We start from the raw sequence: 16437 nt of genomic DNA, 5'->3' as shown, positions 1-16437 counted from the left end.
GCAGGTGTAGATCGAGGTGGTCGAGGCATGGTTGTGGCCGACCTGCTCCTGGACGAACCGCGGATCCCAGCCGTCCTCGATCAGGTGGGTCACGTAGGAGCGGCGCAGCGAGTGGAAGTCGAGCCCCGGCTCCAGGCCGAGCGCATCGCGGTAGCCGGCGAGCCTGTGGTTGATCACCTCCAGCGCGACCCGGGCGCGGCGCTCCGAGGGCCAGGCCGCGGGATGGTCCTCGGCCCCGAACAGCGGCCGGACCTCGGTGAACCACTGCTCGAGCACCTCGACCGTCCACGGCCACACCGTCAACACGCTGCGCCGCTTCGGCGGTGAGCCGCGCTGGGCCTTGCCGTGTCTGACATAGACCACCCCGTACTCACCGAACTCCGCACCGTCGGGATTCGGCCCGAAGTCGGCAGCATCGAGCATCCGGGTCTCGTTACGACGCAGCCCGTACCCGTAGGCGACCTTGATCATCGTAGCGTCCCGGAACGCCGCCACCCAGCCCTTGCGGCCCAGCCGCCGCTTGAGCGCGACCTGCTCGTCTGCATGGTCGAACAACATCTGCAGCTCGACCCGGGTGAACGCCCGCTTGCTCGGCGCGGACTCGACCTCGGCCACATGCGCGGCCGCGTTCACCTCGTTGATCACCTGGATCGGGTGACTGCCGAACCGCCGCTCGCACTCACCCGCCCACCCGTAGGCCGGGTCGATCACGTAGCCGCAGAACCCGCGCAGAGAGACCTGGTAGCCGCGCACCGTGGACCGGCTGCAATGCCGGATCGCACGCAGGTCGGCAAACCACTCGTCGGCCAACTGCGCGGACCACTCCCACGGGAACGTGCCGCAGTGGTCGGCGAAGGCGCGGACCTGGTTAAGCCGGTTCCGGATCGTCACCACGGCCAGGTTGCGGGCCAGCATCTGGTTGCGCCAGCCGTCCAGCATCGCCTCGAACACCTGCTGCTCGGGGTGCAACAGCGCCACCCCGTCCAGCACCAGCACATGGCTCGCGACCGACGGTGCAACGCCCTTCCGGACCGTCAACAGACCCTCCCAGCCACTCGCAGTCACTGCGAGATTATCGCATCAGATGCGATGACCCGGAATCCCCGCAGGTCAACCTGGCACCCTCTGCTTCGCTGGAGCGGGGCACCCTCAGAGCTCCCCGCGAACGTTCACACTGACCGGCCGCTGACCTGCACCGATGCCGAGAATCAGGTCCGAACAACCGCCGTGACGTGATCGCATCAGATGCGATTCGACACGGTCACTGCCAGAGTGCAAGAGGTGTGTCGGTGCTGAGGTCGCAGGGCGGCCTGGTCAGGCGGTCGCGGACTTGCGGCGGGAGACGGTGCGGGCACTGGTTCGCAGGAGCAGCGCGATGCGGCGGTCGGACAGGCCTCGGGCGTGGAGCCTGCGGACTGCCTCGAGCTGCTCGACAAGGGTGAGCGTGACGGGTTCGCCAGCCATCGCGCGCTCGACAGCGACCTCGTCCACTGTGACGTCGCCGCCCGCCAGGTCGTCGTCGCCCGTCAGGTCGTCGGTGTCGTCGCTGTCGCCGGCAGGCCAGCCGAGTCGGTCGGTGACCGTCGCCGCTCGCGACCGGCGGCGGGGCTGGGGCGTGAGGCTGCGGAATAGGGCGACCACGGCGTCGGCGGTGCCAGCGGTCACGCGGGCACGGGCGAGGGTGGCGGCCAGGCTGGACGTGGTGCGGCCGAGCAGACGTGCGAGCACCGGCAGGGGGTGGCCGGCCTCGAGGAGGTCGGTGAGCAGGGCGTGTGTGCGGCCGGCCGGGACGAGGGCGCCGACGGCGGGCCGGGTGAGCGGGACGGCGAGGATCGCGGCGGCGGTCTCGGGGCGGATCCGCGCTGTGGGGGTGCCGGTGCGGCGGTCGCCGTAGACGAGCTGGCGGACGGTGCCGCTGCCGACCCCGGACAGGCCGACGATCCGATTGATGCCCACCCCGGCTGCTCGAAGGCGCTCGATGTGTCGGCGGGCCGGGGCAGCGTCGACGAAGGGCTGCCACCGCCCGTACGCGACGGCTCGGCGGCGGGCTGCGGCGTCGGCGCGGTTGGCCTCGCGGCAGTCGCTGCAGCGGCAGCGGTCGGCGACGTAAGCGGCGCGGGTGCCGTGCTGGTGGTGGGCCCGGGGGTGGTGGCAGGGCCGCCGGACGGCGTCGGGCGTGGGGTGCGTCATCGCTGCTCCTGGCGGTGACGGGGCTGTCACCACAGGGCAGGCACGGCGCGCTGCCGCACTCGGGCGTGCACTCGGGCGTGCACTCGGGCGTGCTCTCGGGCGTGCTCTCGGTCGTGCTCTCGGTCGTGCTGCGGAGCGTGTTGTCGGGGGTGGGTGTGAAGATGCGTGGACGGGGAGGGCGCCGTTTCGGGCGGCGCCCTCCCCGTCCACGTCTACCCGCGGGTCACTGCCCCGACGGCTCCCCCGGCTCGTCGTCGACGTCCGCGGTGTCGGCGGTGTCGGCGGTGTCGGCGGTGTCGGCCTTGTCGTCCGGTTCGGTCGTCGCGCCGCAGGCGAGGTGCTCGACGTCGCTGAGCCCGTAGCCGAGCCCGGCGATGTGCTGCAGGTACCGGGTGGTCCGGGAGTTGGCGTGCCGCCAGTCCTCGCGGCTGCTGGCGTCTTCGTAGGCCGCGAGGACAAGCACCAGGTGGATCACCTGGGCGCGGGCGTCGGTAACGGTCTTCAGGAGCGTCTGCAGCCGGTCGCTGCGGCCGTAGCTGGTGCCGCCGAGACCGAGCAGGTCAGCGGCCAGGTGGTTACCGCCGATGCTGGCGATCGTGTCGGCGTCATGGGCGGCCGCCACGGCCAAGAACGTGGCCGTCTGCTTCGGAGGGGTCTTCCTGGCGGACAGCGTCTTGAGCCAGGCGCGCCTGACCTTGGTCGATGACTCCCACGCGCGATTGTTAACGATCACGCTGCGGCGCTCCGCTCGGGCGACCTCGCGCTCGTCGTCCGTCATCTCGGCGGACGTCTTGCGCTGGCTGCTCTGGCCGCCATACCTGTAGCGGTCGTGGTGGCCGTGGGCGGCCGGGTCGGTGCAGATGTAGACCGGCCGGTACTGGTAGGACCCCCCGGTGTCCTCGTCCTCGACGTCGTCCTCGTCGTCCGTCTCGTCGTCCTCGTTGTCTGGGCCGGTGTCGCCGTCCTGCTCGCCGTTCTCCCCGGTGCTGGACGGCATCGCTGTCTCCGTGTCCGGCGCGTCGTCCTCGTCGTCCTCGTCGACCCACTGCCTGGCGACGTAGGCGGCGTGCCCCGGGCAGGTGGCGTGGCCCTCGACGGTCAGCGGCTCTCGGGTGTCCGGGTCGTCGGTGAGGGAGTCGAGGCGCTCGGCCTTGCCGGTCATCACGTCACGGCCGACGACGCGTAGGCCTGTAGCCGCAAGGGGCTGGGTGGCGGCGGCGATCGCTTCCTGCTCGTCGCGGTGGTCCCGGGCACGCTGAGCGACGTGGTCGAACCCGCCGGTCCTGGCGGCGGCGACCAGGGACTTGACGACGTCGACGTCCGCGTCGAACTCGGCGATCACTGCCGCCTGCTCCAATGTCAGGAACTCGTAGCGTGCGGTGGCGGCCTTGGCCAGGTCGGACCCGGTGACGGTCAGGGCGGCGTTGACCTCGGTGCGGGGCATCCGGGTCCGCTTGGTGATCTGTGCGGCGCTGACGCCGAACGCTGCGAGTTGGGCGACGACGTCCGCCCTTTCACTCGCTGAGAGCGCGGTCCTATGAGCATTTTCGGCGTATTGGGCGATGAGACGCCCGATCTGGGTGGCGTCGTCGTCTGCCTCGTCGGCAGCGACGATGACCGGCACCGTCGGGCGTCCGGCCTCGACGGCCGCCAGCGTGCGGCGGTGGCCGAGCCGCACGCGGATCGCGCCGTCGGTGGTGCGGACGGCGACGATGGGCTGCAGGACGCCGTGGTCGCGGATGCTGGCGACGAAGTCCTTGTCGAGGCGGGCGTCGTGCCGGATGTTGACGTCGACCAGCAGGGTGGTCGGGTCCAAGTCCTGCACCAAGGTGGTGACGGTGCTCGTGGTCGCAGCCATGACGGCTTCCCTCCTTGCCAGAAGCCGGCGGCAGCTCTGGTGAGCCGCGCTGGTCTTCCGTCTTCCGGCAGGACCAAGGAGCGGTGGCCTGACCGCAGGGCAAGGCTCGCGTAGCGACCGGCGAAGCCGGCTGGGCCTTGCCCTGCGGTCAGGCCACCGCACAGTGGGGAGGCCGGGAGACGGAAGACCAGCGTGAGCCGGTGAGATGTCGCGATGCCCAGCAAGGAGGGATGCTTCGGTCTCTCCACAGGGCAACGCCCTCGGCGTCGGGGCACCTGCGCGCGGTTGTAGCCCGTGCTTCCCAGGGTCGACCGCCGGATTGGCGGCACGTGGTCAGGAGGGGTCTCGATCCGCGAACAGTTCGTGCCACGTCGGCTTGGCTTGGCCCGGCGCCGCCTCCTTGTGGCTGCACCTCGTGCAGACGAGGAGCCATCGGCCGTACGCGTCGCGCTCGTTCGGCAGGTGCTTGAAGTCGCAGTCCTGGCGACAAATTGGGCATCGACGGTGCGTGTAGCGGGCACGACTCACGCCTCGGACGCTAGCTCGGACCGTGCCCGTTCGGGTCCGATCCCCGAGCATGGACCTATGCGACTGCTCGTTCTCGGCGGCACCGCCTTCGTTGGTCAGGCGGTCGTGACCGATGCCCTGGCTCGTGGCGTGAGTGTGACGACGTTCAACCGTGGACGCACGGGCGAGGACGTCATCGGGGTCCGACCTGTTCGCGGTGACCGGCTCCGCCCCGATGACATTGCTGCCTTGGTCGCGCAGGGCCCGTGGGATGCCGTCATCGACACTTCGGGGTACGTACCGCGCAACGTCCTCGCCGTTGCTCGTGCGCTCGAGCCGGTCACTGGGCATTGCGTCTTCGTCTCGACCGTCAGCGCCTACGCCGGATGGCCCAACGAGGCGCTCACCGAAGCTTCCTCTCTGTTGAAGTGCCCGCCTGACGCCGGCCCCGACTACGGCGTCGACGTCGAGGACGGACCGACCCGGTACGGCTACCAGAAGGCCGGATGCGAGGCGGCCGCGCTCGAGGTCTTCGGCAAGGATCGGGTCACCGTGCTCCGGCCGGGAGTCGTGCTCGGACCCCGGGAGTACGTCGGCCGGCTTCCGTGGTGGCTGCTGCGAATCGCAGCCGGTGGCACGGTTATCGCCCCAGGTGACCCGGAACGCCGGATCCAGCCCGTCGATGTCCGCGACCTGGCCACATTCGCGGTGACCGCCGCCGAACGGCCTCTCACCGGCGCCTTCAACGTCGCTGCGCCGCTGGAAGGGAGCACATTCGGTGGACTCCTCGCGGCGTGCGCTGCGGTGACAGGGTCGTCAGCGCAGACTGTCTGGGCACCGGACGACGTGCTCGCCGCTGCGGGTGTCCGGCAGTGGTCCGAGCTGCCGCTGTGGCGCACTGCCGCCGGCGTCTGGCGGGTTGATCCGGGGCAAGCGCAGCAGACGGGCCTGCGATGCCGGGACCTTGCCGACACGGTCGCTGACACCTGGCGATGGATGAGCAGCCACCCCTCGATCGCGCCGGCGACCAGTGAACGGGCCTCCGAGGTAGGACTCACGATCGAGCACGAGAGAGCGGTGCTTCGGCTATTGGGCCGGACCGTGGCCCCGCCGCTCTAGAGGCGACGTGTCGTGTAGCCGAGCCCGTGCAGCAGTCGCCGTTAGCGGCAGCCGCATAGCGATCCGGGGAGCGACCCGGCGTCCGCAGCGTGGGGGCCAGGGCACACCTACTGCCGGCGGTTCCACAGGCCGGTGCCGGCCAGAGAGTCCAGTACGGCCCGTTCAAGGTGTTCCGCTGCGCCCGTGGAGTTCTGCGCAGCCCAGCAGACCTCGAGCTCGGCGCGGTCGACCGCGGCCAAGGCCCAGTCGTTGACTGTCCACCTGGCGCCAGCGTCGACCGCGTCCGCCCGGGCCCGGACCCAGGTGGTGTCCTCAAGGGCACGGTCCATGCACGCCGCGCCGAGCCCGCTGTGCGGTGCCCTCCCGCGGGCGTACACCCCGAGCCGGCCCCTCAGACCGTGCCCGCTGCGCTCCCCCGCCATCCCGGCGTACACGACCTTCCTCGAGCCCCGCGAACGGGCCACGTACACGCCCGGGGACGTTGGTGCCTGCCTCACATCGCTCACGGTCAGCGGCACCCAATCGCTCCACTCGACCAGAGCGGCCCAGGGCTCGACGGCGTCCGGGGTTCCTCCTGGCAGGGCGGCGTTCACGACCGTCAGAGTAGATGCCCGGCAAAGATGGCTCCGGCGGACCTTGCGCCAACCGGGTCGGTGACCCGCGGGTCGGTCGGTCAATCCTCCTACGGCTGCAGTGGTTCCTAGACCGTCAGGCTTCCTGCGTCGACGCACCACGTTCGAGTCGCTTCGGCGATGGGGTGTCCCCCGTCGCCGTGTCCCCGCAGCTGGCGGCGGAGTCGCTGCATCCGGCTGGTGAGCGCGGCGCTGCGTTGCTGGGCAGGCAGCTGCAGCACGGGCACCAGCGTCTCCGCCGCACCTGTCAGGTCCCCCTGCATGACCAGCGCCGTTGCAAGGTCGAGCCGTGCGCCGGCGGCAAGGGCGACAGGCAGTGCGGCGAGCTCGTACGAGGCGAGCGTGCGGGCCACTGCAGCGGCGGCCCGCGCGCCGTCTCCCACCTCGAGCCAGGCCGCGCCGGCGCAGGCGTCGGCGCGAGCGGGTCCGAACGCGAACTCCCCGCCGATGTCGTCCTGGAGCTCGTCGTGGTCGTCACCGGAGCTCTCTGCCGAGCGTGCTGCCGCGGTCAGGGAGGCGGCGACCGCATCGGCGTCGCCGGCGACGGCGTGAGCCCGGGCAGCGATGTAGAGCAGCCTGACCCGCTGTGGGCCAGCGTCGACGGCCGCAAGGCCACCCTCGATCGCTCTCAAGGCAGCGGTTGTCTTGCCTGCCCAGAACGCCAGGGTGGCCCGGAGACCGAACGTCCATGCGACCAGAGAGGAGTGCCCGGCCAGGTCACCGAACTCGGTCGCGCTGCGAGCGAGTGTCCCGGCCGCCCGTGGCTGCCCGAGGTCGAAGGCCATGCTGCCCATGAGCGCCGCTGCTGCTCCGACGACCACGTGCAGGTCGCTGAGCTCACTTGGCCGGCGGGTTGCCTGGCGCAGTCCGACGGCCGTGTCGCGAACTGCCTTGATCTCCAGGAAGACCGCCGCCGGCGGATCGGCGTTGTAGCGATCGGCCACCTCGATCAGACGCGACCGAAGCAGCGACAACACGTGAGGCCCGACTCCGACGGTGTACTCGAGCGCGTCGGTGGAGACCTCGCGGGCGCTTCGCTCCACGAGGATGGCGTCTACGACCGCGGGTCGAGCCTGATCGCGACCGGCTGTGCTGCTCGCGGCGGCCACCCGCCGGTGAATGCCCGCAGGGGCGCGCGACAGCCGGGTGTCGAGCGCGGCTTGGTTCACCGGGCTCGGAGTCACGTCGGGGCTGGCGTGCCATCCGGCGACGGTGCGTGGCGCGACACCGAGCTCGGCGGCGAAGGCCTCGTTCGACAGACGCAGGGCCTTCTGCAGCGCCGTCGCGAGGGCGCCGGTCCAGGCCTCGATGGCCGGTGCATCGTCGTTCACGGACCTGCCTCCCCTCGTGGCGTCCGCCGGGTGTCGGTGCAGGGTCCTGGTGCAGTGTCGCTGCACCGGGACTGCATTGAGACTGCATCGGGACTGCACTGCTGCTTCATGGTGATCGCGTCGGCCGGCGGCTTGACTCGATGCTGTGGCAGATCACCGGTCGGTTGACTCCGGCGGCCCTTGGGACTCCAGGGTCGCCAGGAGTGGCACGACGTTGTCCCGCCACGTCTCGAGGGCCGCCAGACGGGCCTCGAGCTCACTGATGCGTTGGGTGTCGCGTTGCGCGTTGGGTAAGTCCGGCGAACTCTCCCCTGGGACAGCGAGGACGTACACGCCTCGCCCCGCAATGCTCTCGACGAGTCCCTCGTCTCGGAGGATGCGCACGACCGACGCCGCGGTCATCGACGCGATGCCGTGCTTCTCCTGGATCTCGGCGCGGGTGGGTAGCCGATCTCCGATCTTCAAGCGCCCGGCCCGGATGTCCGCCCTGATCTGGTCGGCGATCCGGCCCGAGACGGTCGTTGCCGCCATGGGCACAGCAAACCATGGCTGTTCGAATCTGCCTAGGCAGGGCTATTGACCCATAACCCTGACTATGGCTGACTAGTCATGCCTAGCCCAATTGGCCAGGCGGTCCCCGCCCGGTGTTACGAGCACCGGACGGGGACCTTGATCCAGACCGCGTTGGAGGTCAGGACCCGATGCAAACCATGCCAGCACCATCGTCGATCACCTCAGGACAGCTCTGGCGGCTCGCGGGCCCATCGCTCGGCGACCCCGTCCAGGTCCACCACTGGTGGCAATACGCGGTCCGAAGCGTGCACGAGCCCCGCACCATCGACGCGAGCTGCAACCCGCTCGCCGTCACCAACCTGCCCCGCGCCCTCGCCGAACTGTCCACGCGTGCCGAACGCAGCGACGTCGAGCAAGTCCTCCTGCGGCGGATGATCACCGTCAGCCCGGCCGAGCAGGTCACGACGTTTGGTGCATTCGACGCACCTCCGCTCCTGGACGCCGAGACGTCCTTGTGGGTCTACGGCCTGCAGATGGACGGCCGCATGCTGCCGGACCTCTTCGAGTCCGGGGAGCAGGCGTTCGCTCTCGTCCAGAGGGCACGCGGTCGGGAGCGGGTGCTTACGCGGCGGCCCGCCGAGCCGCACCTCGCCCGGTCCATCAAGTGCATCCGCCACGCAGCGTGGGTCTACCCCGCTGCAGTCGTCGCCTGACGCCTTCCGCGCCGCTGAGCGCGAGCCACAGTCGTCGACGGCTGACATGCCCCAAGGGGTTGGCCGACGCGGCGACCACTCGATACGACCTGAGAGGTCAGCCCATGCCCAGGATGGAACCCAAGGACTGGCGGCACGCCGCGGCGTGCCTGGACAAGGACCCGGAACTCTTCTTCCCGATCGGGAACACCGGCCCGGCGGTACTTCAGATCGACGAGGCCAAGGCCGTCTGCCGCAGCTGCGTCGTCGTCGAGACCTGCTTGAGGTGGGCACTCGACACCGCTCAGGACATCGGCGTCTGGGGCGGCCTGTCAGAGGATGAGCGACGTGCCCTGAGGCGTCGACCGAACCGTGGCAGCACGGGGGTGGCGGCGTGACCGCCCCGTCGCTCGAAGCCCTGGCTGGCCACGACCTCCGACCACACGCCTGGCGTTGCGGCGGCTGCGGGCGGGTCTACTGCATCTGCTCGCGGCACCCGGATCCTGACCTGTCTGCCCGCTACGAGACGCCGGCTGCGCTTGGGGACGACGTCGCGGCCGCGGTTGCGTTGCGAGACGCGTTGAGCGGGCTGCTCGTCCATCTCGACGCGTCGCAGTCCAGCGCGGCCGCGCGGCTTCTGGCTTGGTCGGACTCCTGGCCCGCCGCGCAGAAGGCTGCTCTGGCAGCGCTTTTGGCCGCGGCCCGCGCCGCCGGGGGTGTCCGATGAGGAGCTACGGCAACGGAGGGGCCGCTGTCGGCGGCCGCGTCGGGTGCGAGGTCCCCACGCAACCGTTCCAGCGGCCCACGTCCTGGCCCGTGCTGCAACGCGGCGAATCGACCGGCGTGCCATCGCTGTCGGGTCCGGGCCACCAGTCGCCGCCGGCGTTCTCGCTCGACGCTGCCGCTGTGCCTCGGCAGCGGGCACGCGGGGTCGCGCCCGCACGCAGCCGCAAGCAGACCAAGCAGGCCCTCGCCCGAGCCGCCTCCGTAGCGATCCTCAAGGCGCAAGGACAGCCCGTGCAGGCGATCGCCGAGCAGCTGGGCATCAGCCCGTACGCGGTCCGGCAGGCCGCAGCGCTGATCGTCCCGGCAGCGACCAGCGCTGGAGGTGCCCGATGACCGGGACACCCGCTGCCGGGGCGACACGTACACGGTCCGGCCTCGTCGTCTCCGCCGGCGACACCTTGCGTGGCGCACTCCCGATCGGTGGCAGGGAACGGCTCCAGACGGGCGCCCCGGTCCCGACCAGCCGGGCGAGCCGCGCCCTGCGGCGTCCCGCCGGGTACGTCGCCGCAGCTGTCGGCGCGCTCGTCGCCGGCGCGCCCCAGATCGTCGGGGCTCTCGAGGGGTGGCTTCGATGACCGCCGCCCACGATCCGCAGCAGGGCGTGTCCACATCCGGTGGGCTGACGGTCAACGTCTCCGCCCGGCCGGTTCCCGCAACTGCTCAACTGGCATCCCAGACAACGGGTCGGCCGGTGCCGCTGGTCGAGGTCGGCGGCCGCGCGGAGGACCTCACACAGTTGCTCCGCACCGTCACCGCTCTGGTGTCGGTGCCGGCCGCCGGCATCGCCGGGTTGCTGCTCTCCGGGCCTCAGGCCTGCGTGACCGCAGCAGGTGTGGCCGGCGCCGTTGCGTTATACGGCGAGCACGTCTCGCGGTACCCGCGCCGGCGGGTGCCCTCCCCCGCTGCTCGGGCAGCGCTGTGCGCGCACTGCGCTTCGACGCAGGTGGGTGTCGTGTCCGCCCGTAGCCGCCGGTTCCCGGCGCGCACCCTCCTGCGGGCTTGGTGCGGGGGTTGTTGGACGCGGCACGGCCGGGCCACACAGGTCGACGCCCTGTGGTGGCTGCCGGCCTCGTTCACCGGTACCTGGGACGCATTGGACGACGTCGTCGACGAGCTCCTGCCCGAGGTCTGTAGCAGCTGCGACGGCCAGCAGGGTCCGATCGAGTTCGCCGTCTGGGCCCAGGGCACGTCAGCCGCGGTCGCGGACCTGCTGTGCGCCTCATGCGCTCGGGTGTCGGCAGCCAGCCGCCGGGACGGGGAGCAGACGCCGGCGGCGGCGCCGCTGGGCGGTTTCGCCCGGACCGGGGACGAGCTGCTCGGCCTCGTCGAGGCGGCCCGCGTGGTCCGCCGGCCGATCTTCGACGTCGTCGACGGCGTAGACGTCGGTGCGGGCTTCGGTGGAGGCGGTGACTCGCGATGAGGGTCTCTTCGTTGGAGCGGTTGTTGGAGCGGTGGCTGGAGCCGTTCACCGACCGGTGGGTGCGCCCGAGGCGGCTGCAGCCGTGGCGGGACGCCGCCTGCCTGGCTGACCTCGGTGAGCTGACCGCCCGGTGGCTCGAGGGGAGTGTGCTCGAGCAGCCGGCGTACTACGGGCCGGTCGACGTCGACGAGGACATGGCTCCCGGTCTGACGGCGGCTCTGATCACCGCCAACCGGACCGGGCTGGTCACCGAGAACAGCCAGGCCGGCTGCGACGAGGTCGAGGACGACGGATCGACCTGGCGCCAGCTGGCGTGGGTGTCCGGGTGGGCCACGCCAGGCCTGGTGCAGTACCTCGCCAGTGCCGCCGAGAGCCGTGACGACGTCGAGGTCGTCGCGTTCACCCGGCTGCCGGACCACGAGAGCGCCGGCGCGGCCAGGGTCCGGACCGAGGACGAGCTGGTCGTGACGTGGTCCGACGGCCAGCCGTTCACCGTGGACGGCCCGCGGGGCCAGGGCGACTACCACTGGCTCTACGAGGGTCTGGTGCGTCCGTCGGCGCTGGCCGAGCTGGACGCCGCCGTCCAGGTCGCCGTCGTCGACCCGGTCCCGGGCCGCAACACGCTGTGGGACTGGCTGGAACGGACGCTGCGCCACGTTCACGCCTCACCGACCCCGGTCAGCGAGCATCTCGCCCCGCCGCGGCCGATGCCCGCCGCCACCAGCGGCCCGGACAGCGCACAGCCGGCACATCGCGGCCGTGGCACCGCCGCGGCGGTCTGCGAGTCGTGCCGACGTCGGCCCGCGACCGCCCAGGTCGCCGCGGACGGCGTGGCCCCGTTCGCTGTGTGCGGCGGCTGCGCTCCCCCGCGACCGGCGCAGCCATCCAGCACGCCGACGGCCGCACCCGCGAGGCCTGTGACGGCCGTGCCGGGGAGCCTGCGTCTGCCCCGGCAGGGCGCAGACGTCGTTCGGACGTCCTCCGGGCTCGCGGTCTCTACCGGGCGTCCCGCGGCCGGGTTCCACGGGCGGGGCCCTCGATGAGGCCGTCCTTGATTCCTGCCCCTCGCCGTCCGGTCGACGACGCCCGGCCACGGCCCCGCCCGGTCCCCCGACAGGGACCCGGTCCTGGCCAGCTGCCTGGAGGACTCCGATGACGACACTGACCACCCCCCTGGCTCCGGATCATGGGCCTGACCTCGGTCCTGATCTGGGCACTGCCCCCGACCCTGGTGCCCGGCCGATCCGCGTCCGGCCGGCTCCTCAGACCGAGCCCTTCGTTCGAAGCCGGCCGCTGCCGCAGCCGGTCCACCCGCTGTCCCCTGCAGGCACGCGTGGGCGCCTGGTGGACGTGACGACACGGGCCGGGGTCTCGGTGTCGGCCCCCGCGCACGAGGCCGGGGACCTACCGGACGGCGTCCTGCCGGTCGCGGGCCGCGACCTGACGCTGCTGGTGTCCGTGGTCGGATGCGCAGCGGCCTCGGAGGCCGCGTGGAACGTCGGCAGCGCGACGCTCAACCTGCTGCACCTGCCGTTGCCACTGGCGATCGGGTTCCCCCTGGTGCTCGAGGCGGCCGCGATCTCCTGCGCGGTGCAGGACCTGCGCGACCGCCGGCAGGGCATCCGGTCCCGGGCGCTGGCGGCCGGCACCTACCTGGGGCTGGCGGTCTCCGCGGCGGTCAATGCGGCGGTCGGCTGGGCCGGGCACGGCGTCGCCGGGCTGCTCGAAGTGCTGCCGCCGGTGGTGCTCGCCGGGCTGATCCACGTGCACGGGAACCGGGCGGTGCGGGCCTGGCAGTCCCGGGCGGTGCTGCGTCCGGCATGGCAGGCCGAGCAGCTGCGGCAGGCGCAGGTCGACTCGGCCGCCGAGGTGCTGCCGCTGCTGGCCGGCACCGACAAGCACGGCCAGGCGACCACCGACCTGCTCCGCCGACGCCTGGACTCGCGGACCCTGACCCCGGCAGGAGCACTCCTGGCCGCCGGGTGGCACGCCCGGCACCAGCGCGGCCTGACCGACGCCGAGCTGCGCCGCCTAGAGATCGTCGCCGCCACCGTCTGGCCCACCGGGGTGCCCACCGACCTGCCTGCTGTACTCCCTGCCGGGGCCGGCACCCCGATCCGGGCACGGCCCGGCACGAGCGCCCCGGCGGTGCGGCGTGCCCCGGCGGCCCGCGCCGGGGCGCTGACCTCAACGGCCCCCGGCAGTGCCGGGCCGGTACCTGCCCCGGCACAGCCCGGCACCCGGAGACCGGCATCCTCCGGCACCCAGAACCCGGCAGCCGGGGATGCCGCGGCACTCGCCGCCGCGGCGCAGGGTGCCGCGGCACTAGCCGCCGGGGCACCGGTGCTGGGTGAGGTCCGGCGGTCGGCGTCGGACGACGAGCTCGCGGCCTTGGTGGCACAGGCACTCACGGGCAACCCTCGCGCCGGCGAGGGCACTGTGCGGGCGCTGCTCGACCAGACCCCGCTCACGGCCCACTCGCGCCGGATCCGCGGCGCCCTGGCCGCTGCCCGCACTGCCTCTCCAACCGGGGCCGTCGCCGGCGCGGGGGTATCGGGAGGCACCGATGTCTGACAGTGCCCGCAGCTGCTCGACAGCGGCCCGGACTGGTCCCCTCCCCCATTGGGCTGCCGCTGTTGCGGCGACAGTTGCCCTGTCCACCGGTGCGTCCACTCGTCCAGTCCGCCGTCCGCTCTCCTGTCCACTTCGCCGTCCACTCATCGGCCCAACGCGCACGCACGTGCGCGCGTATCAAGCGGGCCCGCGGTGGACAAGTGGACGGTGGACGGCGCGTCGCCACCGAGGAGAGCACGTGACGAGCCCGTTGCGGCAGCAGGCCGCGTCCCGGATCCGGGCCGCCACCGCCCAGATCACTGCGACAGCCGAGGCACGGCTGGCCGACCTGTCGACCCCGGGACGGCGGACCCGGGCCCGCCGCGCCGCCGAGCAGGCCGCCCGACGAGAGGTCTGGGCGTGGCGGGCCGCCGAGATTGCCCGGGTCACCGCCGCGATCCGGGCTGAGACACGGGCCGCTGAGAACGAGGCCAGCCGCCGTCGCAGCCAGGCCCACCGCGCCGCGACCAGAGCCCGGGCCGCGAACGCCCGGATGGACCGACAGGCCCGGCACACCGAACGCGCCCTGTACGAGGAGCAGGAGAGATCGCTATGAGCGCCACGACCACCCCTGGCGCCGCCGGGCCGACCACCGGGCCGACGGCCGAGTCCGACGTGGGGCCCGGTGCCGGGGCAGACCCGACGGCCGCTACCGGTGCCGGTCTTGGTACCGGTGTTGGTGGCGGGGCCGTGGGCGCTGTCGCCCGGGGCGTCGGTGCCGTCGTCGACATCGTCTGGGAGGTCACCGAACTCCTGGCCGCCGCCGCCGCCGGGGCGCTCATCGGTGCGGCTGGCGCCGTGGTGCAGGTCTGGGTCGCCGACCGTCCACGCAGGCAGCGTGTCCGGCACCACCGTCGCCGGCGTTGGTGGGCCCGGGGCGGCTGGCGCCGGGCCGTGGTCGGAGCTGAGATCGTCGCGGTCTTCTCCGCGCTGGCCGCCCTGACCGCGCTGCGGGTCGTCGCGGCGACCGGCGTCATCGGTGCCGCGGGGGCCCGTGGTGCCCGCGCCGGATGGACCAGCCGCCGACCGTATGCGCGCTCCCGCACCCACGCCCGCCGCGAGAAGCGATGGGGCGCACCGAGCACCGCGCGCCCACCGATGGATCAGCCGCCGACGAGCGAGCCTCCGTCGGAGGGGGCGTCGGGCTGGTCGACGCGAGTCCGCGTCGACGTTGTCGAGGAGCCCGTCGATGTCGTCCAGGGCGACGTCGTCTGCGCCCACCGAGACCCGGACACGGACCAGGCCTGTTCGAGCGTGCTCCCCGCAGGCTGGTACGAGCCCGTGTGTCTGCAACACCTCCTCGCAGCCAGGAGGACAGAGACCTCGACGGGGCCGGCAGCCGGAGGACACGCGGCGGACCGAGACGACGTGGTCGTTGATGTCGAGGTCGTTGATGGCGGGGACACCAGCGAGATGGGCGAGAGCCCTCACAGCGGGGGTGCTGTGGGTGAGGACCAGACGCCTACGCGTCGCGCGGACGGCTGCCCGGAGACCGACTCCGATCGACGGTTCTTCGACCTACGTGACGCCGGCTACCGCGGCTGGATCGACCAGGACGGGTATCCGGTCGCGGAGCGCGGCACCGGGGACGGCGGGGCTGCGCGGCGGTTGACCGACGAGGAGGTCGCCGCAGCGGTCGCCGGCGGCGGTCACCACCCCGGGCCCCGGCTCGTCCCCGATGTCGGGTCTGACGGCTCCGAGAGCGAGGGCAGCGCGCACACGGCCGCTGGGCCTCCACAGTCCCCCGACGGCCACCCGGCCGGCGGGTCAGCAGAGCAGAACAACCAGCAGAACAACCAGGAGGCGCAGATGAACGACGCATCAGTGACAGCAACGCGCGGCGGCGAGCGAGTCGCGCAGGTGAGGACCAACGGCGGCACCCTCTCCTCGACCGGCCTGGGTGGGGAGCTCGCGCACGTCGACGACCTGGACAACGAGGCCGCGACGATGGCCGGGGTCATCGAGCAGGCGCAGGTCCTCGCCCAGACTCTGCAGACCTGGCAGCGGCAGCTGCCCGACAAGGCGGCCTCGGCTCTCGGCACGACGCGAGGCATCACGGCCGCGGTCACCGCGGTGCGGGAGGCCCCGTCAACGAGCCAGCTGCGCGAGGCGCTCACCGCGCTGCGCGAGGAGATCAAGCGCGGGCTGGAGGCCGGGGACCGGCTCGCTGCCGGCGGTGTCAGCGGCGAGGTCGCCGGCATCGTCCCCCGCTGACACCGGTAAGTCCCCGGGGTGGTCGTCCCGGAAGGCACCCGGGACGACCACCCGCCCAGCACACCAGATCAGAACAGATCAGCACACCAGCTCGGGACTCAGCCTCGGCCGACCGGTTCGAGGACCAGCGACACGAAGGGAACGAACGAGATGCAGGACACGATGACCCGGGGCGGCCGCGCTGACCTCGGCGGAGAGATCGTCACGGTCGCGGACCTGGACCGCCAGGCGGAGACCGCGAGCACCCTGCTCGAGCAGCTCGAGCTCATGACGCGGATCGCGCGGGACTGGGCGCAGGAGCTCCCGGATCGGCTGCGGGCCGCGACCTGGAGCGTGGAGGCGGTCACCGCGGCCGCCGCGCACGTCGCGGAGGCGGCGGAGGACCTGACGGCCCTGCAGGAGAACGTCACGGTCCTGCGGTCAGCGATCTCCGACGCCGAGCACGTCGGCGCCGACGCCAGCGCCGCACAGGCCGAGGGCCAGGCCGAGGGCCTGTTCAGGGACTGACCAGGCTCAAGAACTGACCGATCTGGGCGGTGACCCGATCGGGAGCCACCAGGTC

The 16437-nt window shown here is 72.3% G+C and carries 18 protein-coding genes; 12 read left to right on the top strand and 6 right to left on the bottom strand.

Annotated features, from left to right (window positions below; translation table 11 throughout):
* The 3 genes from EDJALFJO_RS10715 to EDJALFJO_RS10705 form a co-directional block, all read right to left on the bottom strand.
* On the bottom strand, positions 1–951 hold a 951-nt coding region (locus EDJALFJO_RS10715), incomplete at its 3' end, for a site-specific integrase (protein ID WP_088285000.1).
* Between the two features lie 363 nt (positions 952–1314).
* Positions 1315–2190, bottom strand: a complete 876-nt coding sequence (locus tag EDJALFJO_RS10710) for a helix-turn-helix domain containing protein (RefSeq protein ID WP_088284979.1) — start codon at positions 2188–2190, stop codon at positions 1315–1317.
* 223 nt (positions 2191–2413) lie between these two features.
* Positions 2414–4210 carry a ParB N-terminal domain-containing protein gene (locus EDJALFJO_RS10705; protein ID WP_143448476.1) on the bottom strand — a complete coding sequence of 599 codons (1797 nt, stop codon included), beginning with the start codon at positions 4208–4210 and terminating at the stop codon, positions 2414–2416.
* A gap of 423 nt (positions 4211–4633) precedes the next feature.
* Here EDJALFJO_RS10705 and EDJALFJO_RS10700 point away from each other — a divergent pair, with 423 nt between their 5' ends.
* A complete protein-coding gene (locus tag EDJALFJO_RS10700; protein WP_088284976.1) occupies positions 4634–5674 on the top strand; it encodes an NAD-dependent epimerase/dehydratase family protein in 1041 nt (346 codons plus the stop codon).
* 107 nt (positions 5675–5781) lie between these two features.
* Here the strand turns inward: EDJALFJO_RS10700 and EDJALFJO_RS10695 are convergent, their stop codons facing one another.
* The 3 genes from EDJALFJO_RS10695 to EDJALFJO_RS10685 all read right to left on the bottom strand — a co-directional run bounded on the left by EDJALFJO_RS10695 (position 5782) and on the right by EDJALFJO_RS10685 (position 8168).
* Positions 5782–6267, bottom strand: a complete 486-nt coding sequence (locus tag EDJALFJO_RS10695; RefSeq protein ID WP_143448475.1) for a hypothetical protein — start codon at positions 6265–6267, stop codon at positions 5782–5784.
* 107 nt (positions 6268–6374) lie between these two features.
* Positions 6375–7637 (bottom strand): hypothetical protein, encoded by a 1263-nt coding sequence (locus EDJALFJO_RS34935; RefSeq protein WP_198950188.1) that lies wholly within the window; start codon positions 7635–7637, stop codon positions 6375–6377.
* 153 nt (positions 7638–7790) lie between these two features.
* Positions 7791–8168: a winged helix-turn-helix domain-containing protein gene (locus EDJALFJO_RS10685; RefSeq protein WP_143448474.1), complete on the bottom strand. Its 378-nt coding sequence runs from the start codon at positions 8166–8168 to the stop codon at positions 7791–7793.
* A gap of 287 nt (positions 8169–8455) precedes the next feature.
* Between EDJALFJO_RS10685 and EDJALFJO_RS10680 the strand changes: the two genes are divergently transcribed.
* The 11 genes from EDJALFJO_RS10680 to EDJALFJO_RS10640 all read left to right on the top strand — a co-directional run bounded on the left by EDJALFJO_RS10680 (position 8456) and on the right by EDJALFJO_RS10640 (position 16382).
* On the top strand, positions 8456–8863 hold the full coding sequence (locus EDJALFJO_RS10680; protein ID WP_088284970.1) for a hypothetical protein: 408 nt from the start codon (positions 8456–8458) through the stop codon (positions 8861–8863).
* 113 nt (positions 8864–8976) lie between these two features.
* A complete protein-coding gene (locus EDJALFJO_RS10675; RefSeq protein ID WP_088284997.1) occupies positions 8977–9240 on the top strand; it encodes a WhiB family transcriptional regulator in 264 nt (87 codons plus the stop codon).
* Complete coding sequence (locus EDJALFJO_RS10670) at positions 9237–9569, top strand: hypothetical protein (protein ID WP_088284968.1); 333 nt, start codon at positions 9237–9239, stop codon at positions 9567–9569. The genes EDJALFJO_RS10675 and EDJALFJO_RS10670 overlap by 4 nt, the downstream gene beginning before the upstream one ends.
* A gap of 179 nt (positions 9570–9748) precedes the next feature.
* The gene (locus tag EDJALFJO_RS33415) at positions 9749–9961 is read left to right on the top strand and encodes a hypothetical protein (RefSeq protein WP_143448473.1); all 213 of its coding nucleotides are present in this window, start codon (positions 9749–9751) and stop codon (positions 9959–9961) included.
* Positions 9958–10203 carry a hypothetical protein gene (locus EDJALFJO_RS33410; protein WP_143448472.1) on the top strand — a complete coding sequence of 82 codons (246 nt, stop codon included), beginning with the start codon at positions 9958–9960 and terminating at the stop codon, positions 10201–10203. The genes EDJALFJO_RS33415 and EDJALFJO_RS33410 overlap by 4 nt, the downstream gene beginning before the upstream one ends.
* Positions 10200–11048, top strand: a complete 849-nt coding sequence (locus EDJALFJO_RS10665; protein WP_143448471.1) for a hypothetical protein — start codon at positions 10200–10202, stop codon at positions 11046–11048. Before EDJALFJO_RS33410 ends, EDJALFJO_RS10665 begins: the two co-directional genes overlap by 4 nt.
* Entirely contained in the window at positions 11045–12091 is a 1047-nt protein-coding gene (locus EDJALFJO_RS10660; protein WP_233149790.1) for a hypothetical protein, read from the top strand. The genes EDJALFJO_RS10665 and EDJALFJO_RS10660 overlap by 4 nt, the downstream gene beginning before the upstream one ends.
* A gap of 307 nt (positions 12092–12398) precedes the next feature.
* Complete coding sequence (locus EDJALFJO_RS10655) at positions 12399–13622, top strand: hypothetical protein (RefSeq protein WP_143448470.1); 1224 nt, start codon at positions 12399–12401, stop codon at positions 13620–13622.
* A gap of 238 nt (positions 13623–13860) precedes the next feature.
* On the top strand, positions 13861–14217 hold the full coding sequence (locus tag EDJALFJO_RS10650) for a hypothetical protein (RefSeq protein WP_088284960.1): 357 nt from the start codon (positions 13861–13863) through the stop codon (positions 14215–14217).
* Positions 14218–15104: 887 nt separating this feature from the next.
* A complete protein-coding gene (locus tag EDJALFJO_RS33405) occupies positions 15105–15875 on the top strand; it encodes a hypothetical protein (protein WP_143448469.1) in 771 nt (256 codons plus the stop codon).
* Positions 15876–16025: 150 nt separating this feature from the next.
* On the top strand, positions 16026–16382 hold the full coding sequence (locus EDJALFJO_RS10640; protein ID WP_088284956.1) for a hypothetical protein: 357 nt from the start codon (positions 16026–16028) through the stop codon (positions 16380–16382).
* Positions 16383–16437: the final 55 nt, after the last annotated feature.

Origin of the sequence: Kineosporia sp. A_224 (genome assembly GCF_002198655.1) — a bacterium.
In the GTDB taxonomy this organism is placed as follows: Bacteria; Actinomycetota; Actinomycetes; order Actinomycetales; family Kineosporiaceae; genus R-H-3.
This window is presented reverse-complemented; position numbering and strand designations above follow the sequence as displayed.